Source organism: Streptomyces sp. SID5464 (assembly GCF_009862985.1).
Lineage (GTDB): Bacteria > Actinomycetota > Actinomycetes > Streptomycetales > Streptomycetaceae > Streptomyces > Streptomyces chartreusis_D.
In genome coordinates this window covers 66,674-89,692 of sequence record NZ_WWIQ01000009.1, presented here as the reverse complement: position 1 = coordinate 89,692, position 23,019 = coordinate 66,674, and the positions used below count along the sequence as shown (strand labels likewise).

General features: G+C 71.5%; 20 protein-coding genes and 1 tRNA gene. 8 read left to right on the top strand and 13 right to left on the bottom strand.

The window, feature by feature from the left end; genetic code table 11:
* Positions 1-6 precede the first annotated feature (6 nt).
* From GTY47_RS08815 to hutU, 5 genes are all read right to left on the bottom strand, one after another.
* Complete coding sequence (locus GTY47_RS08815) at positions 7-2,205, bottom strand: glycoside hydrolase domain-containing protein (RefSeq protein ID WP_010034534.1); 2,199 nt, start codon at positions 2,203-2,205, stop codon at positions 7-9.
* Between the two features lie 328 nt (positions 2,206-2,533).
* Positions 2,534-3,823: an imidazolonepropionase gene (gene hutI, locus GTY47_RS08810; RefSeq protein WP_010034532.1), complete on the bottom strand. Its 1,290-nt coding sequence runs from the start codon at positions 3,821-3,823 to the stop codon at positions 2,534-2,536.
* Positions 3,820-5,166, bottom strand: coding sequence for a formimidoylglutamate deiminase (locus GTY47_RS08805; protein WP_040902610.1), 1,347 nt, complete (start codon positions 5,164-5,166; stop codon positions 3,820-3,822). Before GTY47_RS08805 ends, hutI begins: the two co-directional genes overlap by 4 nt.
* Positions 5,163-6,380, bottom strand: a complete 1,218-nt coding sequence (locus GTY47_RS08800) for an allantoate amidohydrolase (protein ID WP_010034527.1) — start codon at positions 6,378-6,380, stop codon at positions 5,163-5,165. Before GTY47_RS08800 ends, GTY47_RS08805 begins: the two co-directional genes overlap by 4 nt.
* Positions 6,377-8,041 carry a urocanate hydratase gene (hutU, locus tag GTY47_RS08795; RefSeq protein WP_010034526.1) on the bottom strand — a complete coding sequence of 555 codons (1,665 nt, stop codon included), beginning with the start codon at positions 8,039-8,041 and terminating at the stop codon, positions 6,377-6,379. Before hutU ends, GTY47_RS08800 begins: the two co-directional genes overlap by 4 nt.
* A 135-nt stretch (positions 8,042-8,176) precedes the next feature.
* Between hutU and GTY47_RS08790 the strand changes: the two genes are divergently transcribed.
* Positions 8,177-9,568, top strand: coding sequence for a hypothetical protein (locus GTY47_RS08790; RefSeq protein ID WP_010034522.1), 1,392 nt, complete (start codon positions 8,177-8,179; stop codon positions 9,566-9,568).
* Positions 9,569-9,665: 97 nt separating this feature from the next.
* Here the strand turns inward: GTY47_RS08790 and GTY47_RS08785 are convergent, their stop codons facing one another.
* Both GTY47_RS08785 and GTY47_RS08780 read right to left on the bottom strand, forming a co-directional pair.
* The gene (locus tag GTY47_RS08785) at positions 9,666-10,250 is read right to left on the bottom strand and encodes a hypothetical protein (protein ID WP_029180793.1); all 585 of its coding nucleotides are present in this window, start codon (positions 10,248-10,250) and stop codon (positions 9,666-9,668) included.
* A gap of 102 nt (positions 10,251-10,352) precedes the next feature.
* On the bottom strand, positions 10,353-11,195 hold the full coding sequence (locus GTY47_RS08780; RefSeq protein WP_010034500.1) for a MurR/RpiR family transcriptional regulator: 843 nt from the start codon (positions 11,193-11,195) through the stop codon (positions 10,353-10,355).
* 175 nt (positions 11,196-11,370) lie between these two features.
* Here GTY47_RS08780 and GTY47_RS08775 point away from each other — a divergent pair, with 175 nt between their 5' ends.
* Entirely contained in the window at positions 11,371-11,796 is a 426-nt protein-coding gene (locus tag GTY47_RS08775) for a hypothetical protein (protein WP_010034496.1), read from the top strand.
* Between the two features lie 15 nt (positions 11,797-11,811).
* On the opposite strand, the gene GTY47_RS08770 is transcribed toward GTY47_RS08775, so the two are convergent.
* On the bottom strand, positions 11,812-12,573 hold the full coding sequence (locus GTY47_RS08770; protein ID WP_010034494.1) for an SDR family oxidoreductase: 762 nt from the start codon (positions 12,571-12,573) through the stop codon (positions 11,812-11,814).
* 146 nt (positions 12,574-12,719) lie between these two features.
* On the opposite strand from GTY47_RS08770, the gene GTY47_RS08765 reads away from it, so the two are divergent.
* The gene (locus tag GTY47_RS08765; protein WP_010034490.1) at positions 12,720-13,586 is read left to right on the top strand and encodes a helix-turn-helix transcriptional regulator; all 867 of its coding nucleotides are present in this window, start codon (positions 12,720-12,722) and stop codon (positions 13,584-13,586) included.
* 387 nt (positions 13,587-13,973) lie between these two features.
* Here GTY47_RS08765 and GTY47_RS08760 read toward each other — a convergent pair whose 3' ends face one another.
* Positions 13,974-15,362, bottom strand: a complete 1,389-nt coding sequence (locus GTY47_RS08760; RefSeq protein WP_010034489.1) for a cystathionine beta-synthase — start codon at positions 15,360-15,362, stop codon at positions 13,974-13,976.
* A 158-nt stretch (positions 15,363-15,520) separates the two neighbouring features.
* On the opposite strand from GTY47_RS08760, the gene GTY47_RS08755 reads away from it, so the two are divergent.
* The 3 genes from GTY47_RS08755 (at position 15,521) to GTY47_RS08745 (ending at position 18,963) form a co-directional block, all read left to right on the top strand.
* Positions 15,521-16,546, top strand: coding sequence for an SGNH/GDSL hydrolase family protein (locus GTY47_RS08755; protein ID WP_010034486.1), 1,026 nt, complete (start codon positions 15,521-15,523; stop codon positions 16,544-16,546).
* A 143-nt stretch (positions 16,547-16,689) separates the two neighbouring features.
* Positions 16,690-17,907: an acetyl-CoA C-acetyltransferase gene (locus GTY47_RS08750; protein WP_010034484.1), complete on the top strand. Its 1,218-nt coding sequence runs from the start codon at positions 16,690-16,692 to the stop codon at positions 17,905-17,907.
* A 273-nt stretch (positions 17,908-18,180) separates the two neighbouring features.
* On the top strand, positions 18,181-18,963 hold the full coding sequence (locus GTY47_RS08745) for a hypothetical protein (RefSeq protein WP_029180792.1): 783 nt from the start codon (positions 18,181-18,183) through the stop codon (positions 18,961-18,963).
* Between the two features lie 54 nt (positions 18,964-19,017).
* Here GTY47_RS08745 and GTY47_RS08740 read toward each other — a convergent pair whose 3' ends face one another.
* Positions 19,018-19,323 (bottom strand): hypothetical protein, encoded by a 306-nt coding sequence (locus tag GTY47_RS08740; RefSeq protein WP_029180791.1) that lies wholly within the window; start codon positions 19,321-19,323, stop codon positions 19,018-19,020.
* Positions 19,324-19,424: 101 nt separating this feature from the next.
* On the opposite strand from GTY47_RS08740, the gene GTY47_RS08735 reads away from it, so the two are divergent.
* Complete coding sequence (locus GTY47_RS08735) at positions 19,425-19,655, top strand: DUF4287 domain-containing protein (RefSeq protein ID WP_010034472.1); 231 nt, start codon at positions 19,425-19,427, stop codon at positions 19,653-19,655.
* Between the two features lie 90 nt (positions 19,656-19,745).
* Here the strand turns inward: GTY47_RS08735 and GTY47_RS08730 are convergent, their stop codons facing one another.
* The 3 genes from GTY47_RS08730 to GTY47_RS08720 form a co-directional block, all read right to left on the bottom strand.
* Positions 19,746-20,654: a Bax inhibitor-1/YccA family protein gene (locus GTY47_RS08730; protein ID WP_010034470.1), complete on the bottom strand. Its 909-nt coding sequence runs from the start codon at positions 20,652-20,654 to the stop codon at positions 19,746-19,748.
* A gap of 226 nt (positions 20,655-20,880) precedes the next feature.
* Positions 20,881-22,056, bottom strand: a complete 1,176-nt coding sequence (locus GTY47_RS08725; RefSeq protein ID WP_010034468.1) for a 4-hydroxybenzoate 3-monooxygenase — start codon at positions 22,054-22,056, stop codon at positions 20,881-20,883.
* A gap of 133 nt (positions 22,057-22,189) precedes the next feature.
* Positions 22,190-22,273 (bottom strand) — tRNA-Leu (locus GTY47_RS08720).
* 441 nt (positions 22,274-22,714) lie between these two features.
* Between GTY47_RS08720 and GTY47_RS08715 the strand changes: the two genes are divergently transcribed.
* Positions 22,715-23,019, top strand: a 305-nt coding sequence (locus tag GTY47_RS08715) for an ATP-binding cassette domain-containing protein (protein WP_010034466.1), incomplete at its 3' end; no start/stop codon positions are given.

Here is a 23,019-nt window from a genome sequence, read left to right as displayed (position 1 = left end):
GTCTCTCTAGCCGCGCGACAGCATGTTGTAGTTCTCCAGCACGTTGTACAGGCCGATCAGCTCACGGCCGTACTTCGCGGCGTCGTCGCCGGTGCCGTTGTACCGGGCCAGCAGCGCCTGGGTCTGGGACAGGCTGGTCGTGAGGTTCGGTCGGGGTGCGCCGAGCTGGTAGGCGTTGTAGATGGTCAGGTAAGCGACCGAGCGGATGTTGTACGTCTCGTCGTCGGTGAGCTGCTTCCAGACCGTCGGGATGTCGGCGTCGGTGAGCGGCGCGCCGTTGATGATGCCCTGCTCCCGGCAGTAGTTGCGGGCGTCGATGGTCACCCAGGCGTGGATCTGCCCCCAGCCGGTGCTGCAGTCGTCGTCCAGCCCCGCCTTGACGGCCTCCACGGCGGCCATGTCCAAGGGGTTGAGCTTGCGCAGCTCCCACAGCACCGGCGCCTGGATGAGGGCCTTGCGGAGCCTGAGCTGCCGCGCCAGCGAGGTGAACAGCCAGTCCGCGCTGAGCACCAGGTCGACGGCCTTGGTGGTGGAGATGCCACCGAGCGTCGCCCAGTCGTCGTCGGGCTCCCAGCCCTCGCCGCCGGTCTCCGGCACGCCGATCGAGTTCAAGTACGTCTGCACGTCCTTGAGCAGGAGGTCGCGATAGGCCGCCTTGTCGAGGTCCGTGTCCAGCCCGCCGAGCTCGGCACCCGGGTTGAAGTCGCTCTGGCCGAAGTCCCGCCCGGACACGATGTTGTTGTCGATCTCGATCAGACCGTCGCCCGAGCCGACCTTGATCGTGGAGATCTGGTCGAACGCCCAGTTGGTGGGCAGCGGATAGCCGAGGTTGCCGGAGAAGCCGCTGGACATGTCGGAGACGAAGCTCGTCGCCGCGTAGCCGGCGTCGGCGACGCGCTGGCAGACGTTGCGCGGGCCGTAGACGCCGATGCCGTAGCCGGAGTTCTCGCCGATCGTGCGCATGATCCCGCGGAAGTGCGGGATGACGTAGTCCGTGACCTCGCCGTCCATCGCGTCGTAGTCGACCGCGAAGTAGATGATGGTGCCGGGCTTGAAGCCGTGGTACTCGGCCCACTCGATCGCGCGGAACGCGTCGGCGGTGCCCTGGTTGTAGCTGAAGTAGTCCGCGGACCGGCTCCAGGTCTGGAAGATCGGGAAACAGCTGAGCCCGTATTCCTTGATGGTGGCCAGCTCGCCCGGCTGGATCTGCTTCTCCGGCAGGTCCGTGGTGGAGGGGTTGAAGAGGTAGCGGCCGATGTACTTGTAGCCGGCGTTCTTCAGGGCCTGTGCCCGCGCGGGCGTGATCTTGGTGACGCCGTCGCAGGCCGTGCCCTTGCGGGACTGGTCGCCGTAGGAGACCAGCAGCGAGGCCCAGGTCTGGAAGTCGCCCTTGCCGGTGACCGGCAGCTTGCTGAAGGACTGGAAGGTCTCCACGCCGGACTGCACGGTGGCGGTGAAGCTGCCGAAGGGGACGTTCCGCTTGTTCAGGATCATGGCCGCGGTGAACAGCTGCGCCCAGACGCCGGTGGTGCCGAGCGAGACGGTGTGGGACTTCAGACCGGACTGCGTGCCGGGCCCGAAGACGCCGTTGGCGACACCGTCCGCCATGCCCAGCTCGTACTGGATCGCGAACAGCATCGACTTGGCGACGTCGCGGGAGTGGTGGCCGTCGCAGGGGATGATGTAGAAGTCCTTGCGCAGGATGTACTTGCCGTTCAGCCACTGCTGGATGGAACGGATGGTGTCCGAACCGTTGTTGACGGTGACGTAGGCGTCCATGTTGAACAGGCCCTTGACCACCTTCGGCCACAGGGAGCTGCCCGGGTAGGTGCCGGAGACGCCCATGTTCTGGTTGAGCTTCACGACCGCGTCCTTGACCCGGTCGTTGTACTTGCCGTCGATGTCGCCGCCGTCGTAGCCCTTGCAGTACAGGGCGGACTGGATGATGCGGCAGAAATTGGCCGACGGGATGGTCGACTCGTCGAGCTTGCCGTAGAGCTCCCCCAGCTTCGCGAGGGTGGTCGGGCCGAAGGAGTTGGACAGGGCGGTGATGCCCATCTCGTACTGGAGCGCCCGGGTCAGCGCGTACATCACGGGCCAGCCGGTCTGGCCGTTCTCGTCCAGCTTGGATATGCCCAGCGTCGCGCCGTTGTTGTACGTGGTGTTGATGAATCTCTGGGCGCGCTGCACCATCTCGTCTGCCATGGGCTGCTTCCTCCTGTCGTCCGGAAAGTGAGGCGGGGAGGAAAGCGCTGCCTTCGTGGCGCGTGTACTGCTCGCACCGACGCGTCCGCGCATGGAACGGCACCCCCCGTCGGGGGCCATGCCAGGAAACCCCCCTCGTCGCGTGCGGCCGGCGCGTGGTCACGGTGCGCGCGGAGCGACTGGCGCGATCTTCCGCCGCGCCACGAGGGGGGTCAAGTCCGTTATGTACGAAGCAGGTTGATGTGGCGGATCGTCAACTCCGTTTTGTCATGTGCTCGTTATGAATATGGTAGGAAAATCGTGCACAACCTTCGGGTGCCTTCGTCGGTCAGAGCACCCGCTCGCCGCGCCGCCAGACTCCGGTGACCAGCGGGACACCGGGCCGGTAGGCCAGGTGGACGTGGCTCGGGGCGTCGAGAAGCGTCAGGTCGGCGTACGCGCCCGGGGTGAGGCGGCCGATGTCGGTGCGCCGGAGGGCCGCGGCGCCGCCCGCCGTGGCCGACCAGACGGCCTCGTCCGGGGTCATGCCCATGTCCCGTACGGCGAGCGCGATGCAGAACGGGACGGAAGAGGTGAAGGACGAGCCCGGGTTGCAGTCGGTGGAGAGGGCCACGGTGACACCCGCGTCGAGGAGACGGCGGGCATCCGGCCACTCGGCGCGGGTGGAGAACTCGGCGCCGGGCAGGAGGGTGGCGACCGTGCGGCCGTTCGCCAGGGCGTCGACGTCCTCGTCCGTCAGGTGGGTGCAGTGGTCGGCGCTGGCCGCGTCGAGCTCGACGGCGAGCCGCACGCCCGGGCCGTACGAGAGCTGGTTGGCGTGGATACGGGGGTGCAGGCCGCGGGCCCGGCCGGCGGTCAGGATCGCGCGGGCCTGGTCGCCGTCGAAGGCACCCTGCTCGCAGAAGACGTCGATCCAGCGGGCGTGCGGGGCGCAGGCGTCGAGCATCTCGCCGGTGACGAGGGCGACGTAGGCGGCCGGGTCCTCGGCGAACTCGGGGGCGACGATGTGGGCGCCGAGGTAGGTGACCTCGTCGGTGTGGCGGGCGGCGACGCGCAGGGCGCGGGACTCGTCGGCGGTCGTGAGGCCGTAGCCGGACTTCGTCTCGAAGGTGGTGGTGCCCTGGCGGAGGGCCTCGGCGAGGTAACGGGTGACGTTGGCTTCCAGTTCCTCGTCCGTCGCGGCGCGGGTGGCCTCGACGGTCGTGCGGATGCCGCCCGCGCTGTACGGCCGCCCCGACATGCGGGCGTTGAACTCCTGCGTCCGGTCGCCCGCGAAGACGAGGTGGGAGTGGGAGTCGACGAAGCCGGGGAGGACCGCCCGGCCGCCCGCGTCGACCCGATTGTCAGTGGCGGGTGCTTTGCTTTGATCACCGGTCCACGCGATGCGGTCGCCTTCGATGACGACGGCCGCGTCCTGGACCAGTCCGAGGGGGGTTCCGTCACCGAGGGAGGGGTCGTTGGTGACCAGGGCGGCGATGTTGGTGATGAGCGTGCTTGCGGTGCTCGCGGAGTGGGCGGGGCTGACGGTCGTCGCGTTGCTCATGGCGTCCTTGGTGGCCTGGTCGGCGGTGGGGTCGGGTTCGGGGGCCGCTCGCTCGCAGGAGCGGCCCGGTGTCATCCGCGCAGGGCTTCGACGGCGTCCGCGAGGGCTCGCGGCACGTCCGGTACGAGCGAGTGGGCCCCGTCCCGTACGACGTGCCGCCCTCCCACGACCGTATGCGACACGTCTGCTGCCGACGCAGCGAATACGGCCGTCTCGGCCCCGAGCCGCGGAAGCGGCCCTGCCGTCCTGACCGAGTCGAGCGCGATCGTCGTGAAGTCGGCGAGCGCGCCGGGCTCAAGGGCGCCCGCGTCCTCCCAGCCGAGGGCCGCGTGGCCGTCCGCCGAGGCGGCCCGCAGAAGGGCGGCCGCCGTCCAGTGGCCTCGGGTACGGGTGCGCAGGCGCTCGTTCAGCTCCATGGCGCGCGCCTCTTCGAGCAGGTCGATCACGGCGTGGCTGTCGGAGCCGAGACAGAGCGGCGAGCCCGCCTGCTGAAGGGCGGCGGCGGGCCCGATGCCGTCGGCGAGGTCCCGCTCGGTCGTCGGGCACATGCAGGTGCCGGTGCCGCTGCCGCCGATGAGGGAGATGTCCTCGGCAGTCAGGTGGGTGTTGTGGACGCCGGTGGTGCGCGGGCCGAGCACGCCGTGGTCGGCGAGCAGCCGGGTGGGAGTGCGGCCGTGGGCCTCCCGGCAGGCGTCGTTCTCGGCCGTCTGCTCCGACAGGTGCACGTGGAGCGGGGCCCGCCGCTCCTCGGCCCACCGCGCAACGGTCGCCAGCTGGTCGGCGGGCACGGCCCGTACGGAGTGGATGGCCGCTCCGATCCGCGCGTGATCTCGTTCCTTGAGAACTGAACAGCGTTCGGCCCAGGCGTCCGCCGTGCCGTCGGAGAAGCGGAGCTGGGGGGCGGTGGGCGGCTGTCCGAAGCCGGAGGAGAGATAGGCGGTGTCGAGGAGGGTGATGCGGATCCCGGCTTCGGCGGCGGCCGCGATGAGGGCCTCGCCCATCGCGTTGGGGTCGGCGTAGGGGGTGCCGCCGGGGGCGTGGTGGACGTAGTGGAACTCGCCGACCGCGGTGATGCCGGCCAGGGCCATCTCGGCGTACACGGCGCGGGCGAGGGCGTGGTAGGTGTCCGGGGTGAGCCGGGCGGCCGTGGCGTACATGACCTCGCGCCAGGTCCAGAAGGTGCCGGAGCCGACCTGGACGGTGCCGCGCAGGGCGCGGTGGAAGGCGTGGCTGTGGGCGTTGGCCAGTCCGGGGAGGGTGAGGCCGCGCAGGACCTCGGCGCCGGGGGGCGGGGTGGGGGTGCCCGGGCGGACGGCGGCGATGCGGCCGCCCCGGACGTCCAGGGCCACGCCCGGCTCGACGCTGGTGCCGAGCCAGGCGTGCTCCAGCCAGTAGGTGCGCGTGGCTGCTGTGGTCACCTGCACGCCAGTCCTTCCAGTACGTCGGCGAGTGCGAGTACCCCGGCCACGCAGTCGTCCTCGGTGGCGGACTCGGCCGGTGAGTGGGAGACGCCGGTGGGGTTGCGCACGAACAGCATGGCGGTCGGGATGCTCCCGGACAGGATCCCGGCGTCGTGTCCGGCGCCGGTGCCGAGGACGGGGACCTTGAGGCCGGTGTCCTGGCCGAGGATGCGGGCGAGTTCGTCGCGCAGGGCGTGGTCGAACTCGACGACGGGGGTGAACGACTCACGCACGACGGCGAGATCGACACCGTGGGCGGCGGCGTACTCCCCGGCCGCCTTCTCGACGCCGGCGACCACCGCGTCCAGGCTGTCCTGGTCGGCGGCGCGGGAGTCGAGCCAGCCGCGCACCAGGGAGGGGATGGCGTTGACGCCGTTCGGCTCGACGGCGATCTTGCCGAAGGTGGCGACGGCACCGGCGAGTTCGGCCTCGCGGCGGGCGGCGAGGACGGTCTCGGCGTAGGACAGCATGGGGTCGCGCCGGTCGGCGAGCCGGGTGGTGCCGGCGTGGTTGGCCTCGCCCCGGAAGTCGAACCGCCACCGGCCGTGCGGCCAGATCGCGCTGGCGATGCCGACCCGGTCGCCGGACAGGTCGAGGGCCCGGCCCTGCTCGACGTGCAGTTCGACGAAGGCACCGATGCGGGCCAGCCGTTCCGGGTCGGGGCCGATGGTGTCCGGGTCGTATCCGGCGGCCTCCATCGCACGCGGCAGCGTCACGCCGTCGCCGTCGGTGAGCCGGTGCGCCTGCTCGCGGGTGAGCTGCCCGGCGGTGAGCCGGGACCCGACGCAGGCGAGCCCGAAGCGGGCGCCCTCCTCGTCACCGAAGTTCACGATGCCGAGGGGCCGGGTGAACCGCGCGTCCCGGCCGCGCAGTTCGTCCAGGGCGGCGAAGGCGGACACGACTCCGAGGGGGCCGTCGAAGGCCCCGCCGTCCGGCACGGAGTCCAGATGCGACCCGGTGACGACGGCGTCCCCGACGGCGGGGTCACCGAGCCAGGCCCACTGGTTGCCGTTCCGGTCGACCTCGTAGCCGAGTCCGCGGGCCCGGGCCTGCGCCTCGAACCAGGTCCGGCACTCGGCGTCCGCGTCCGTCCAGGCGAAGCGGCGGTAGCCGCCGGAGGCGGAGCTGCGGCCGACCGGCAGCAGCTCCGCCCACATGCTGTGGAAGCTCACGCGCCGTCACCCTCGCGCATCGGCACCCGCACGCCGCGCTCCTCGGCGACCGACTCCGCGATGTCGTACCCGGCGTCGACGTGCCGGATGACGCCCATGCCCGGGTCGTTGGTCAGGACCCGCCGGATCTTCTCGCCGGCGAGCTTCGTGCCGTCCGCCACCGTCACCTGCCCGGCGTGGATCGACCGGCCCATGCCGACCCCGCCCCCGTGGTGCAGGGACACCCAGGACGCCCCCGAGGCCACGTTCACCATCGCGTTCAGCAGCGGCCAGTCGGCGATCGCGTCGGACCCGTCGAGCATGGCCTCGGTCTCCCGGTAGGGCGACGCGACGGAGCCGCAGTCGAGATGGTCGCGGCCGATGACGACCGGCGCGGCCAGTTCCCCGCTCGCGACCATGTCGTTGAACCGCTCACCGGCCTTGTCCCGCTCGCCGTATCCGAGCCAGCAGATACGGGCGGGCAGGCCCTGGAAGTGGACCCGTTCCCCCGCCATGCGGATCCAGCGGGCCAGGGACTCGTTCTCCGGGAAGAGGTCGAGGATCGCCCTGTCGGTCTTCGCGATGTCGGAGGCCTCGCCGGACAGGGCTGCCCAGCGGAAGGGGCCCTTGCCTTCGCAGAACAGCGGGCGGATGTAGGCGGGGACGAAGCCGGGGAAGGCGAAGGCCCGGTCGTATCCGGCCAGTTGCGCCTCGCCGCGGATGGAGTTGCCGTAGTCGAAGACCTCCGCGCCGGCGTCCATGAAGCCGACCATGGCCTCGACGTGCCGGGCCATGGACTCCCGGGCCCGGGTGGTGAAGCCGGCCGGGTCCTTGGCGGCGGCGTCGGCCATGTCCTCGAAGGCGGTGCCGAGGGGCAGATAGGCCAGCGGGTCGTGGGCGGAGGTCTGGTCGGTGACGACGTCGATCGGCGCGCCCATGGCGAGCAGCTGCGGCACCAGCTCGGCGGCGTTGCCGAGGACACCGATGGACAGCGGGCGGCGGGCGTCACGGGCCTGAACGGCGAGCCGCAGCGCGTGGTCCAGGGAGTCGGCCCGCACGTCCAGGTACCGGTGCTCGATGCGCCGCTCGATCGCACGCGGGTCGCAGTCGATGCAGATCGCCACACCGTCGTTCATCGTCACGGCGAGCGGCTGGGCGCCGCCCATCCCGCCGAGGCCGGCGGTCAGCGTGATCGTCCCGGCGAGGCTGCCGCCGAACCTCTTCGCGGCGACGGCGGAGAAGGTCTCGTACGTGCCCTGGAGGATGCCCTGGGTGCCGATGTAGATCCAGGAGCCGGCCGTCATCTGCCCGTACATGGTCAGGCCGAGGGCCTCCAGGCGACGGAACTCCTCCCAGTTCGCCCAGTCGCCGACGAGGTTGGAGTTGGCGATGAGGACGCGCGGGGCCCACTCGTGGGTCTGCATGACGCCGACGGGCCGGCCGGACTGGACCAGCATGGTCTCGTCCTGCTTCAGCCCCTTGAGCGTGCGCACCATCGCGTCGAAGGAGCGCCAGTCACGCGCCGCCTTGCCGGTGCCGCCGTAGACGACGAGCTTGTCGGGGTGCTCGGCGACCTCCGGGTCGAGGTTGTTCTGCAGCATCCGCAGGGCGGCTTCCTGCTGCCATCCCAGGGCGCTCGGTGCCGTGCCGCGCGGCGCTCGGACAGGGCGGGGTCCCGACATGGTCTGCCTCCTGGTGGGTGCGTGGTGCTCCCGGCGGGTTGTTGCTGCGGTTATTCACATCCTGGCCTTCTGAATAGAGCTAGTCAATACGTCCGGGGGTCGGCGCGGCGGTGCCGTGGATGTTTGGCTGGATGCATGGGCGCACACATCGAGGCGGCAGAGGCACGCGACTCCGGCGCCGGGCGCGCGGCCCGGCGGGACGAGGCGGTACGGGCCGCCGTGGAGCAGGGGCTGCTCGGGCCCGACAGCCCCATCGTCGGGCTGCTGGACGTCACCGGCATCCGGGAGTCGGCTGCGGAGCTGCGGGCCGCGTTCGACGCGGTCGTCGCGCCGGGCACGCCCGTGCTGCACGCCTTCGCGGTGAAGGCGACCCCGCTGGTGCCGGTGCTGCGGCTGCTGCGCGAGGAGGGCGTCGGGGCGGAGGTGGCGAGCCCGGGCGAGCTGGCGCTGGCGCGGGCGGCGGGGCTGGGCCCGGAGATGACGGTGCTGGACTCGCCGGCCAAGACGCCCGGGGAGCTGCGCGAGGCGCTGGCGCTGGGCATCGCCGTCAACGCGGACAATCCGCAGGAGCTGGAGCGCATCGACGGCCTGATGAAGTCCGGCGCCGGCCGCTCCCCGCTCGGCCTACGGGTGAACCCGCAGATCGGCGGGGGTTCCATCGAGGCGACGTCCACGGCCACGGCGACGTCGAAGTTCGGGGTGGCGCTGCGCGACGAGGGTGCCCGGGAGTGGGTCGTGCGGGCGTATCTGGACCGGCCGTGGCTGACCCGGCTGCACGCGCACACCGGGTCCCAGGGGGTCCCGCTGTCCCTGATGGCCCGGGGCGTGGCGGAGACGTACGAGCTGGCGGAGGAGATCAACCGGCGGGCCGGGCGGCGGCAGATCGACACGCTCGACATCGGCGGCGGGCTGCCGGTGAACTTCGCGTCGGACGCGACGACGCCGACGTACGCGCAGTACGCGCGGATGCTGGCCGAGGAGGTGCCCGGGCTGTTCGACGGGCGGTACGGGCTGGTGACGGAGTTCGGACGGTCACTGCTGGCGAAGCACGGGACGGTCGTGGCGCGGGTCGAGTACGCCAAGAGCGCGGGCGGCCGGCCGGTGGCGGTCACGCACGCGGGCGTGCAGGTCGCGACGCGGACGGTGTACGCGCCGGGGGCCTGGCCGCTGAGGATCGCCGGGTACGACTCCGAGGGGCGCCCGAAGGAGGGTCCGGCCGTGGTGCAGGACGTGGCCGGACCGGCGTGCTTCTCGGGCGACCTGCTGGCCGAGGGGTGTGCGCTGCCGTTGCTGGAGCAGGGGGACTTCGCGGCGGCGCTGGACACCGGGGCGTACTACTTCGCGCACCACTATGCGTACAACTCGCTGGTCCGGCCCGGGGTGTACGGCTTCGGCCCGGGCCGGGAGGGCGGTGTCGCCTTCGCGGTGGTGCGGGAGGCGCAGACGGTCGAGGAGGTGGTGGCGGAGTCCGGAGGGGCGCATGTCGCTGCGCTGCTGGGCGGCCGGGCGCCGTGGGGGTTCTCGTAGCCCCCGGCTGCCGGTTCATCGCGGCTGGTCGCGCCCACGCGGCGTAGCCACACGTCGAAAGCGGTCCGCGCCCCGGGGCCGGTCTCCCCCTGCCCGATCACACGAGCGCCGGCGTTTTCCTTCGCGCCCCGCCGGGAGCCGCGTCACCGGCCGCGATGCCCGTGCTGCGGTAGCCCTTGACCGGCTTGCCCGCTGGGCCGCCCGCGCCGTGGCGCAGCCAGTCCACCCGCACCCACAGCAGCACCTCGTCCGCACGCTCGCGGCGGCCGAGCCACGCGGCCTTCAGCCACAGGCCCGCGCCGCAGCCGGCCAGGAGCAGACCGGCCGCGGCGGGCACGGCGAAGGCGCTGCCCAGGGCGGCGAGGAAGGCGAGGAGGAGCCACCAGCGGTGGGCGCGGCGCCAGTTGCGGGTCGTGACCGCGCGGTCCTGGAGGACGTCGTGTTTACCGGCGCGGGCCGCGGAGGCGGCGAGGGCGACGTAGCGCTTGCGGCGTCCGTAGGCCACCGCGGCCGTCGCCAGGACGAACAGTGCCGCCCCGGCCAGGACGCCGATGCGGCGGCCCGTCAGTCCCGGGTGCAGCAGGCCGATGCCCGCCGCGAACACACCCAGCCACCATAGCGGGGACGCCCCCGCCCGTACGACGACGGCCACCCGAGCCAGCCCTTGTCCTCCGCGCGTCACGTTCAGCCTCCGTTCGGTCTCCGAAGCGTCTGAAGGGCGTTTCAGGAGAGGCACATTAGCGACACAACGTGAGACGAGTCTGAGAATGCGGTGCCCGTGCCGTCAGTCGACGAACAGCCCCCGCGCCGCGGCCTTCACGTCGAACTCCTCCAGGCGGGACTGGGCCTGGGGCAGGTCGTCGCACATCGCCTCCAGCAGGACCCGGCCGAGCAGCATCGGGGCGCAGGCCGTGTCGAAGGCGAGGCCGGTGCCGACGGCGGCGGGGAGCAGCAGGTCGGACACCTTGGCCACCGGTGCGAAGGCGGAGTCGGCGACCGTGACGACGGTCAGCCCGGCCTGTCTGGCGTAGTCGAGGGTGTCGACGACCTCGCGGGGATGCCGGGGCAGCGCGAAGCACAGCAGTGCGGTCGCACCGGCCCGGACGGCGGCGTCGATGCGGTCGTGGAGCATCGTGCCGCCCTCGTTGAGGAGCCGCACGTCGGGGTGGACCTTGGCGGCGAAGTAGGCGAAGCCGTGCGCCTGGGCGGCTGCCGCCCGCAGCCCGAGGACGGGGAGCGGCCGGGAGGCGGCGAGGAGGCGCCCCGCGCGCTGCACGGGCCCGGGGTCGGCCAGGGCCTCCGCCAGGTGCCGCAGGTTCTCGATCTCGGCCTCGACGGCCTGCTGGTACTCGTTGGAGGACCCGGCGTCCGCGGCGGTTTCGGCGGGGGCGACCTCGCGCAGGTGGCGGCGCAGGGCCGGGTAGCCGTCGAAGCCGAGGGCGACGGCGAAGCGGGTCACGGACGGCTGGCTGACCCCGGCCAGCTCGGCGAGCTCCACGCTCGACAGGAAGGGCACGTCGGCGGCGCGCCGCACCATGCTGTGCGCGATGCGCCGCTGGGTCGGCGTCAGCCGGTGGCCCTCGAAGAGAGCCTGCAACCGCGCGGCAGGGCTGTCGGTCACGCTCATGACGTGCTCCCCCTCGCCTATTCAGTAGCTGAGGATTCTGCATGAGCATATGCAGACCGGCAAGCGGGACCGAAGGGCCGGCCCCGCCCCGCGCCCGCGAACCCCAGCCCCGACACGGGGGCTAACCCCAGTGCGGTCGGCGCCCCGGCTTTCTACCGTGAGTGACATGACCGGAATGGACGCGCGGGACACCGACCTGAAGAAGGAACTCGACGCCACCCTGCACGCGCGCAGGGAGCTGGGCGAGGAGTACGAGTCCGCGCTGGTCGACTCGTTCCTGGAGAAGGTCGACCAGCGGATCGACGGCGCGGTGGAGCGCCGGGTGCGCCGGCAGCTCGCCGAGCAGCAGATGCAGACGGCCCGGGAGTCCCGGTCGCCGCGGGCCACGGACTCCTGGGGGGAGCGTTTCGGCTTCGGGATCGTCTCCCTGGTCCTCGCGGTGCCGCTGTCCGCGATCGGCGGGGGCGTGGGCCATCTGCCCGGCCTGCTCGCCGCCTGGGCGGGCATCGTCGGCGTCAACGTCGTGCAGGCCGCGCGCACCAACCCGGGCCTGTTCGGCGGCCGCCGCAAGTCCTCCCAGGGCAGCGACTGGGAGGACTGAGCGGGCGCACGCCGTTCAGACCTGCCGGGTCGGCAGCGCGACGATCTGCCGCAGGTTGACCCGGCGCGGGCGGCTCGTCACGTAGGCGACCAGGTCGGCGAGCTCCTCGGCGGACAGCGCGCCCACCTCGGCCAGCATGCCCTCCACCTGCCGGGAGAGTTCCGCGTCGGCGATGTGCGTGCGCAGCTCGCTCTCGACGAACCCGGGCTCGATGTTGGTGACCCGGACGTCCCGCGGCCCGAACTCGCCGCGCAGGGACTCCGACAGATGGGTGACGGCCGCCTTGGTGGCGCCGTACACCGCGTAGTTCGGGAAGCTGACGTGCGCGGCGATGGACGAGATGTTCACGATGTCGGCGGTACGGCCGTCCTGGGCGGCGCCCACCAGGTCGGCGGTGAAGGCGCCGATCATCCGCAGCACGCCTGTGACGTTGGTGTCGAGCATCCGCTGCCACTCGTCGCCGCGCCGGGCGTCGACGGGGTGCGGCAGCATGACGCCGGCGGCGTTGACGACCAGGTCGACGGGCCCGTACTCCGTGTGGATCCGGTCGCAGGCGCCGGCCACGGACGCCTCGTCGGTGACGTCCGCGACGACGGCCAGGGCCTGCCCGCCGTCGGCGCGGATCTTCCCGGCGATCGCCGCGAGCCGTTCCTCACGCCGGGCCAGCAGCGCCACCCGCGCCCCCTGGGCTGCCAGCAGCACGGCGACGGCCTCGCCGATGCCGCTCGCGGCTCCGGTGACGACGGCGGTGCGGCCGGCCAGGTTCTCGTACGGCATGGAGTGTTCCCCTCGGCGGTGGCCGGGGCGTCTCCCCGGCCTCGTCCACCACCCTCGGTTCTCTCGGCGGCCGTACCCAGGGCGGCGCTTTTCCTGGGTCCGGCAGTACCAGGTTCGCCGGCCCCGGGGCGCCTAGGCTCGGGCCCATGGACGGAGAACTGGGAGACTTCCTGCGCTCGCGCCGCGCCCGTATCCAGCCGGAGGAGGTGGGGCTGGCCTCGTACGGCCGCCGCCGGGTCCCGGGTCTGCGTCGTGAGGAGGTGGCGCAGCTGGCCGGGGTGAGCGTCGACTACTACATCCGCCTCGAGCAGGGCAGGGGACCGAGCGTGTCGGACGCCGTGCTGGACGCCGTCGCGCGGGTGCTGCGGCTCGACGAGGCGGAGCAGGAGTATCTGCGGGCGGTCGCCCGGCCGCCTCGGCGGACCGAGGGCGCTCCGGCCGCGTCCCGCGAATCCGCGGCCCGGCCAACCGTGTCCGCGTCCCGCGTGCGCCCGGGTGTCCAGCTGATCCTGGACGGCTTGGACCGCAACCCGGCGTACGTGCTGGACCACCGCATGGACGTCCTCGCCTGGAACGCCCTCGGCGACGCCGTGGTCGGCTTCAGCGACAGGGCCCCCGCCGACCGCAACCTGCCCCGCCGTGTCTTCCTCGACCCCACCGCCCGCGACCTCTACCCCGACTGGCCGGCGATCGCCTCCCAGACGGTCGCCCACCTCCGTCTGAAAGCGGGGCACCACCCGGACGACGCGGCGATGGGCCGGCTCGTCGGGGAACTCTCCGCCGCCAGCGAAGACTTCCGCCGCCTGTGGGCCGACCACCTGGTCAAGCCCTGCGACCACGGGGTGAAGCAGATCCGGCATCCGGTCGCGGGCCTGCTGAACCTCCCGTACGAGACCCTCACGATCCCGGCCGCACCGGACCAGACGGTCGTGGCGTACACGCCCGAGCCGGGCTCCGAGACGGCGGAGCGGCTCGCGCTGCTGGGGAGTTGGGTGACGAGCCGGGCCGGCTGAGGCGCGAAAAGCAACAGGCCGGTGCCGCAAGAGAAACCGGCCCTCTGACGCCCGCACGGAGAAATGCGCGGGGACCGCCGCACCCCCGTGACCGGGGGGCGGGACGACGGCGGTCCCCGCGTGAGACGCGGACCTGGTCAGGCCGGGCCCCCGCGTCTGTGACGTCGGTGGAGGTCCGGGAGCCGCTCCGGAGGTCCTTGACGCCAACGGCGCCGGCCGGGGCGGGGAGCCGCTCCCGCCCTGCCGACACCCACCAATGTGCAGGACTCGTGTTAAGCGGGTGCTGCGCGAACGTGTCGCGCTCGTACCACTTCCGCGAAGTCCACGAAGATCGCGGACGAACGGCAAGTGCACCCGGTCAACCGGTGGTTCACCGGCCGTTCGCCGTCACTTCGCGGACCGGGCGAGGAAGGACAGCAGGTCCTGCCGGCTGACCACACCGGTCGGCTTGCCCTCGACGAGGACGATCGCCGCGTCCGCCTTGCCGAGGACGGCCATCAGGTCGGCGACGGGTTCGCCGGAGCCGACCTGGGGCAGCGGGCCGGACATGTGCTTCTCCAGCGGGTCGTCGAGCGAGGCGCTCTTGCTGAACAGCGCGTCCAGCAGCTCGCGTTCCACGACCGAGCCGACGACCTCGGCGGCCATCACGTCGGGGTGGCCCGCGCCCGGCTTGACGACCGGCATCTGCGAGACGCCGTACTCGCGCAGCACGTCGATGGCCTGGCCGACCGTCTCCTCCGGGTGCATGTGGACGAGGGAGGGCATGCGGTCGCCCTCCTTGTCGTTCAGGACGTCGCCGACGCGGGCGCTGGGGCCCGAGTCCTCCAGGAAGCCGTAGTCGGCCATCCACTCGTCGTTGAAGATCTTGCTGAGGTAGCCGCGGCCGCTGTCCGGCAGCAGGACCACGACGACGTCGTCCGGGCCGAGCCGCTCGGCGACCTCCAGCGCGGCGACGACCGCCATGCCGCAGGAGCCGCCCACCAGCAGGCCCTCCTCCTTGGCCAGGCGGCGGGTCATCTGGAAGGAGTCCTTGTCGGACACGGCGACGATCTCGTCCGCGACGGTCCGGTCGTAGGCGGTGGGCCAGAAGTCCTCACCGACGCCCTCCACGAGGTACGGCCGACCGGACCCGCCGGAGTAGACGGACCCCTCGGGGTCGGCGCCGACGACCTTCACCTTGCCGTCGCTGATCTCCTTCAGGTAGCGGCCGGTCCCGGAGATGGTGCCGCCGGTGCCCACGCCCGCCACGAAGTGGGTGATCTTCCCCTCCGTCTGCTCCCACAGCTCGGGGCCGGTGGAGTGGTAGTGGGAGAGGGGGTTGTTCGGGTTGGAGTACTGGTCGGGCTTCCAGGCGCCGGGCGTCTCACGGACCAGCCGGTCGGAGACGTTGTAGTAGGAGTCCGGGTGCTCGGGGTCCACGGCGGTCGGGCACACGACCACCTCGGCGCCGTACGCGCGCAGCACGTTGATCTTGTCGGTGCTCACCTTGTCGGGGCACACGAAGATGCACTTGTACCCCTTCTGCTGCGCCACGATGGCGAGACCCACGCCGGTGTTCCCGCTGGTCGGCTCGACGATCGTGCCGCCCGGCTTGAGCGCGCCGCTCTCCTCGGCCGCCTCGATCATGCGCAGGGCGATGCGGTCCTTCACGGACCCGCCGGGGTTGAAGTACTCCACCTTGGCCAGGACGGTCGCCCTGATGCCCTTGGTCACGCTGTTGAGCCTCACCAGCGGGGTGTTGCCGACGAGACTGATCATCGAGTCGTGGAACTGCACCGTTGTCTCCGGTTTGCCGCAGAAGTGGTCGTGGTTGGTGCCGCCAGCCTATGGCCTGCCGGTCATCCGTGACGGTCGTTCACTCGCTGTTGAGATTGGGCGACGGTCTGCACGGGGCAAGCACTGGGTGTAAGGGTTCGAGGAGGTGGCGGCGACGCATGACGAGCATGTCGAGGGCGCGGGTGGCCCGGCGGATCGCGGCGGGCGCGGCGTACGGCGGTGGCGGGATCGGGCTGGCCGGGGCGGCCGCCGTGGGGCTGGTGCTGGCGGAGGTGCAGCTGGCGCGGCGCCGGGTGGGCAACGGCACGTCACCGCACGTGCCGAACGCGGACGGACTGTACGGCCGAACGTACACCGGCCCCGCCGACGCACCGCTGCGGCTGACGATGCTGGGCGACTCCACGGCCGCCGGCCAGGGCGTGCACCGGGCGGGGCAGACCCCGGGCGCGCTGCTGGCCTCGGGGCTCGCGGCCCTGGCGGAACGCCCGGTGGAGCTGCGCACGGTGGCCACGCCCGGGGCCCGCTCGGACGACCTGGACCGCCAGGTGGCCCTGGTGCTGTCCGACCCCGGCCCAGTGCCTGACATCTGCGTGATCATGGTCGGCGCGAACGACGTCACCCACCGCATGCCCCCGACCCGCTCGGTCCGCCACCTGTCCTCGGCGGTACGGCGGCTGCGCACCGCCGGCTCGGAGGTGGTGGTCGGCACCTGCCCCGACCTGGGCACCATCGAGCCGGTCCAGCAGCCCTTGCGGTGGCTGGCCCGACGGGCCTCCCGTCAGCTGGCGGCCGCCCAGACGATCGGAGTCGTCGAACAGGGCGGCCGCACCGTGTCCCTGGGCGACCTGCTCGGCCCCGAGTTCGCCGCGAACCCGCGCGAGCTGTTCGGCCCGGACAACTACCACCCCTCCGCCGAGGGCTACGCGACGGCGGCGATGGCCGTCCTGCCGACCGTCTGCGCCTCCCTGGGCCTGTGGCCGGCCGAGGAGGAGCGCCCGGACGCCTCCCGCCGCGAGGGCTTCCTGCCGGTGGCCCGGGCGGCGGCGGAGGCCGCGTCGGAGGCGGGTACGGAGGTCACGGCCGCCATGCCGAGCGGTCCGAGGGGACCGTGGGCGCTGCTGAAGCGCCGGCGGCGCAGGCGGGTACCCGAGCAGGAGCCGACCCCTGCCACGCCGTCGAGCTGACGAGAAGTCCGGGGAGGCCGGAAAAGCAAGCGCTTAGAAAACTGCGGTCAGGGTCACACCGCCACACCCGTGACCCAGCCCATACGTACGGGTAACTTCCCAGACAGCCCAGCCAGACCACCCGGTACGTCAATGGAGCCGTGATGCCCGAAGCCGTGATCGTCTCAGCCGCCCGCTCCCCCATCGGCCGCGCCGTCAAGGGCTCCCTCAAGGACCTCCGCCCGGACGACCTGACCGCCACGATCGTCCAGGCCGCCCTGGCCAAGGTCCCCGAGCTGGACCCGAAGGACATCGACGACCTGATGCTCGGCTGCGGCCTGCCCGGCGGCGAGCAGGGCCACAACCTCGGCCGCATCGTCGCCGTGCAGATGGGGATGGACCACCTGCCGGGCTGCACCATCACCCGGTACTGCTCCTCCTCCCTCCAGACCTCCCGCATGGCCCTGCACGCCATCAAGGCGGGCGAGGGCGACGTCTTCATCTCGGCCGGCGTCGAGATGGTCTCCCGCTACGCCAACGGCAGCTCGGACATGCCCGGCACGCACAACCCGCTCTTCGCCGAGGCCGAGGCCCGCACCGAAGCGACCGCCCAGTCCGAGGGCTCCACCTGGCACGACCCGCGCGAGGACGGCCTGCTGCCCGACCCGTACATCGCGATGGGCCAGACCGCCGAGAACCTCGCCCGCGCCAAGGGCGTCACCCGCCAGGACATGGACGAGTTCGGCGTCCGCTCGCAGAACCTCGCCGAGGAGGCCATCAAGAACGGCTTCTGGGAGCGCGAGATCACCCCGGTGACCCTCCCCGACGGCACGGTCGTCGCCAAGGACGACGGCCCCCGGGCCGGCGTCACCCTGGAGGGCGTCCAGGGCCTCAAGCCGGTCTTCCGCCCCGACGGCATGGTCACGGCCGGCAACTGCTGCCCGCTGAACGACGGCGCCGCCGCGCTCGTGATCATGTCCGACACCAAGGCCCGCGAGCTGGGCCTCACCCCGCTCGCCCGCATCGTGTCGACCGGCGTCTCCGGCCTCTCGCCCGAGATCATGGGCCTCGGCCCGGTCGAGGCGAGCAACCAGGCCCTGAAGCGGGCCGGGCTGACCATCGACGACATCGACCTGGTCGAGATCAACGAGGCCTTCGCCGCCCAGGTGATCCCCTCCTACCGCGACCTGGGCATCCCGCTGGAGAAGCTGAACGTCAACGGCGGCGCCATCGCCGTCGGCCACCCCTTCGGCATGACCGGCGCCCGCATCACCACCACGCTCATCAACTCCCTCCAGTTCCACGACAAGCAGTTCGGCCTGGAGACGATGTGCGTCGGTGGCGGCCAGGGCATGGCCATGGTCATCGAGCGCCTCAGCTGAGCGCCTGACCGTAGCCGCCATAGCACCGACCGTGAGGTCTTGGCCCAGAACCCCGGAAACCCCGGGATTCTGGGCTGTTTTGTGATCCAATCTCCCCCAGGATGTGACCTATCTCCCTCTGCGCGCAGAGAAGCCCAGGTCACAGGAGCCCCACCCCCTCCCCCGACACCGAAGCCCTGTCCGTTTCGTGACGTTACGCACTGACAGCTGGTTAGTCCGCCCTTCAAGCTGATGTAGGAAGTCGGGGGTCGACTTTGAACCGGGAGTACGTCAGTGAGCGCCATGCCGATCGCGTTGCTGGTCACCACGGCCGCCACGGGCGCCGTGGGTGTCGCCGTCCTGCGCACCGTCCTGCAGCTGCGCCGACAGGTCGCGGCCCTGCACACCGCGCTGGCCGAGAACCGCGCCGCCACCACCCGTGCACTGCTGCCCTCCGCCCGCACGCCCGCCGACACCGACGAGATACGGGCCGCCGTCGCGGCGGCACTCGCGGAGGAGCGCGAGCGGGAGCTCGCCGAGGCACGGGCGTTCTGGGCCGCCCAGGAGGCCCGTGACGCCTCCGACGCGCCGCCCCTGCCGGGTCTGCCCGACCCCGACCTGTTCCTGCCCCGGCAGGCCGATTTCGCGGGTCTGGAGCCGGTGTCCGAGCCCGGCGCGGACACCGAGGAGCCGGCCGCGGAGTCCCCGGAGCTGGCCGCGGCCCGCCGCCGCCACCCCTCCCACCCGGACTTCGTACCGACGCAGTCGCCGGTGGCGAACGACCACGAGCGCACGGTCGCCACGCTGGAGGAGCTCGCCTCCTCGCGCGTGGAACTGACGGACGTCCGCCCGGGCCCGCTGGGCACCCTCGACGTCTACGTCTTCGCCGACGGCACGACCCTGTGCATGACCCCGGGCCACCGGGAGACGGCGGAGCACCTGGCCGCGGCTCTGCGCGCAGGCCACACCCCGATCCTCCTGGGCGGCTCCGGCATCTCCGGCGCGTACACCCTCACGTTCGAGTGCGGCGAGGAGAACGTGTACATCCTGGCCGACAGGGTCATCGCGTCCCTCTAGGTGAGCGGGGAGCTGCGCCAGCAACCACAACGCACCCGAATCCGCGAACGACGCTCAAACCCCCGCCCGCTTCTGCGCCTCCTCGACCAACCGCACCGCGTCATCGACGTCGGCGGCACTGGGAATCACCACCGCCAGGTCATGCACGGCAACGGTGATCTGATCTGCTGCCGCAAACATCCCCGCATCCGGCATCTCCCGAGGCTCCATGCCCTCCAGCACCTGCGCCCTCCGGGCCAACTCCCGGGCCAGCCCGAGGGCCTCAGCGGCAGCGCCCCGCTGCAACCGGCTCTGGGGCGCAGCCCTCAAACGATCGGCGAAGTGATCCACCGCACGGGTCAGAGGCGTCGTATCAACCACGCCGCGAGCGTACGCGTCGCACCGGGACTGTTGCCAACGGGCGAACACTCAGGCACGGTGACCTGAAGGACCGGCTTACATCCCAGCGTCCGGAGGCGCCGATGTCCCAAGTCTTCTCCGAAGAGACCCATCGCAACATGCTCGCCCGCATCCCCCACTGCACCGGTCGTGAGATCTCCGACTGGTTGCGCACCGTCGAAGAAGGCCCGGCACTCTTCCGTTTCGAGGAAAAGGTCAGCTGGCTCCGGCACGAACACAACCTGGCGTACGGCCACGCCAAGGCGATCGTCCATGAGTACGACCTGAGGAGGGCCGCGCGCAAACTGCTCTAGGCGCGCACCACGACGAAGGGCCCCGGCCGGAGCCGGGGCCCTTCGCGTACGCCCGATCAGTGCTGACCGCTCAGTGCTGACCGATCAGTACTAGTCGTTGCTGTTGAGGATCGAGATGAGCCTCAGGAACTCCATGTAGATCCACACCAGCGTCAGCGTCAGGCCGAAGGCCGCGAGCCACGCCTCCTCGCGCGGGGCGCCGTAGGCGACGCCGTCCTCGACCTGCTTGAAGTCCAGGGCGAGGAAGCAGGCACCGAGGATGATGCCGATGACGCCGAAGACGACACCGAGGGCACCACTGCGGAAGCCGAGGCCGTCACCGCCGCCGAACACCGCGAACAGCAGGTTCACGGTCATCAGCAGGATGAAGCCGAGCGCGGCCGCCATCACGAAGCCGTAGAAGCGGCGGTTCACACGGATCCAGCCGGCCTTGTAGGCGATCAGCACACCGGCGAAGACCGCCATCGTGCCGATCACGGCCTGCATGGCCGCGCCGTCGGCGATGCGGTTGTCGACGATGTTGGACACGACGCCGAGGAAGACACCCTCGAAGGCGGCATACGTGAGGATCAGCGCGGGCGAGGCCTTTTGCTTGAAGGACTGCACGAACGCCAGGACCATGCCGATCAGCGCGGCGCCGATGCCGATGCCGTAGCTACGGCTGATGTTGGCGTCGTCGACCGGCAGCAGGGCCCAGGAGAGCGCCGCGGTGACGATGAGCACACCGAGCGTGCTCGCCGTGCGCAGGACGACGTCGTCGATGGTCATCCGGCCGGTGGTGGCCGGGGCCTGCGGCGGCGCGCCGTACTGCAGGTCCTGCTGGGCGTAAGGGTTCTGCGCGTACGGGTTCTGCGCGTAGGGGTTGCCCGTCGGCTGCGCGTACGGGTTGCCCTGGGTGGCGACAGCGGGACCCCCGGCCTGCGGCGCGGTGTTGAAGCCCGCGTAGCCGTTGTCGCGGCTGAACCCCCGTCGCGAGAAGACCGGGTTTCTGCTCCTCATTTCACTCCTCCATGGCCAACACTGCGTGGCCTTGGCTCAAGAGTAATAGGTAGGCAAAGGAATGACCCTAGTGCTTGGGGAGGATCTTTCCCTCGTCGTGCTGCGCAACACGCTACGCGGCTTCGTGATTCCCCTCACCGGAGGGGGTCATTCATCACCAAGCTGCGACACGTCCGGAACCGGACGGAGATCACCCGCTGACGCCGTCCTTACGCCGCCCGAGGCCTCACCCGAACGGGAAGCCCGTGTACCCCTCCGCCAGATCGGTCTCGGCCGCGCGGGAGGAGGCGATCCGGTCCAGCCGGGCGAGCTGGAGCCGGTCCTCGAAGCCGGTCGTGCCGGGGGCGCGGTGCAGGAGGGTCGTCATGTCGTAGGAGAACCGTTCGGCCTGCCAGATCCGGCGCAGGCAGGTCTCCGAGTAGGCGTCGAGCAGCTCCGGTGAGCCCGTCGCCTTCCGGTGGGTCAGGGCCCGGGCGAACGTCACGACGTCACCGACGGCGAGATTCAGCCCCTTCGCGCCGGTGGGCGGCACGATGTGCGCCGCGTCGCCCGCGAGGAAGAGGCGGCCGTGGCGCATGGGCTCGTGGACGTAGGAGCGCATGGGCGTGACCGACTTCTGGGTGATCGGGCCGCGCTCCAGGCGCCAGTCGTCGGCGGTCTCGAAGCGGCGCTCCAGCTCGTCCCAGATCTCCTCGTCGCTCCACGCCCCGGCGTCGGTGCCGTCGGGCACCTGGAGGTAGAGGCGGGAGACCGACGGCGAGCGCATGGAGAGCAGGGCGAAGCCGCGGTCGTGGCGGGCGTAGACGAGCTCGTTGTGCGAGGGCGGCACGTCGGCGAGGATGCCGAGCCAGCCGAAGGGGTACGTCCGTTCGAAGACCTGGGTCAGTTCGGCCGGGATCGCCTTGCGGGCCACACCCCAGAAGCCGTCGCAGCCGACGACGTACTCGCACTCCAGGACGTCCTCGCGGCCCTGGTGCCGGAAGCGGACGCGCGGGGCGTCGGTGGCGGCGTCCTCCACGGCCAGCGCCTCCGCCTCGAACAGCAGCGGACCGCCCTCGGCGAGCTGGAGGGCGATGAGGTCCTTGCAGACCTCGGTCTGGGCGTAGACCATCACGGAGCGTCCGCCGGTGAGGGCGGGGAAGTCGACGCGGTGGCGCCGGCGGTCGAAGCGCAGTTCGATGCCGTCGTGGCGCAGCCCCTCGCGGTCCATGCGCTGCCCGGCACCGGCCGCGCGCAGCACGTCCGCGGTGCCCTGCTCCAGGATCCCGGCGCGCTGCCGCCGTTCGACATAGGCGCGGTCGCGGCTCTCCAGGACGACCGAGTCGATGCCGGCGTTGTGGAGCAGCCGGGCGAGGAGGAGGCCGGCGGGGCCCGCTCCGATGATGCCGACGGTGGTGCGCATCGGCGACCCCTTCCCTTCCGTTCGTCAGGTGAAATTTTTTTCACCTTTGCCGGACGTGAGTCTCTGACGGCAGGCGACCGCTGTCAACGGGCATGCCGCGAACTTCTCAATGGACCACACAGGGATCGGAAGGTGCCCGGAGCCGGACTCGAACCGGCACGCCCGCGAAGGGGCAGCGAGGTTTAAGCTCGCCGTGTCTGCATTCCACCATCCGGGCAGGCCATGGGCTCCGCATCGAGGTTCCGAGACTATCGGGACGGGTCCCCCGAACAGCGGAAGGGCGGACCGATGTTGTCTTATTTTATTGACGTCTGAGGGTGCATCAGCACACGGAACGCGCCATCCGCACTTGCCAATAGCCTTGCGTGCGACCGTCGGCGGCGCATGCGGAATGACGGAATTTCACCGCCCGAACAAGGGCACTCCACCTGTTCTTGACACCCTGACGGCTCCGTTCCCGGGTACCCGGCCCGCTCGGTGCCCGACACCCGGCCCCCTCAGGGGCGTTCGTCATCCCCAGGTATGACACCACCGCTCGCGGTCAGACCGCAGTCGGCCCTCGGAACCGGAACAACGGGTGACTACACGGCGGCGTGGGACCCGGACGATGGAAACGAGTCCTTCCAAGACCACCGCCGTCCGACAGGAGTGCCATCCCGTGACCACCGCACCGCTCACCGACCGGGCCACCACCGTGGCCGCGCGCGCCACGGATCTGTCGAAGATCTACGGACAGGGTGAGACCCAGGTGGTCGCCCTGGACCGGGTCTCCGTCGACTTCCGGCAGGCCGAGTTCACCGCCATCATGGGCCCCTCCGGCTCCGGCAAGTCGACCCTGATGCACTGCGTGGCCGGTCTCGACACCTTCTCCTCCGGGTCGGTGCGCATCGGCGACACCGAGCTCGGCTCCCTGAAGGACAAGCAGCTGACCAAGCTGCGCCGGGACAAGATCGGCTTCATCTT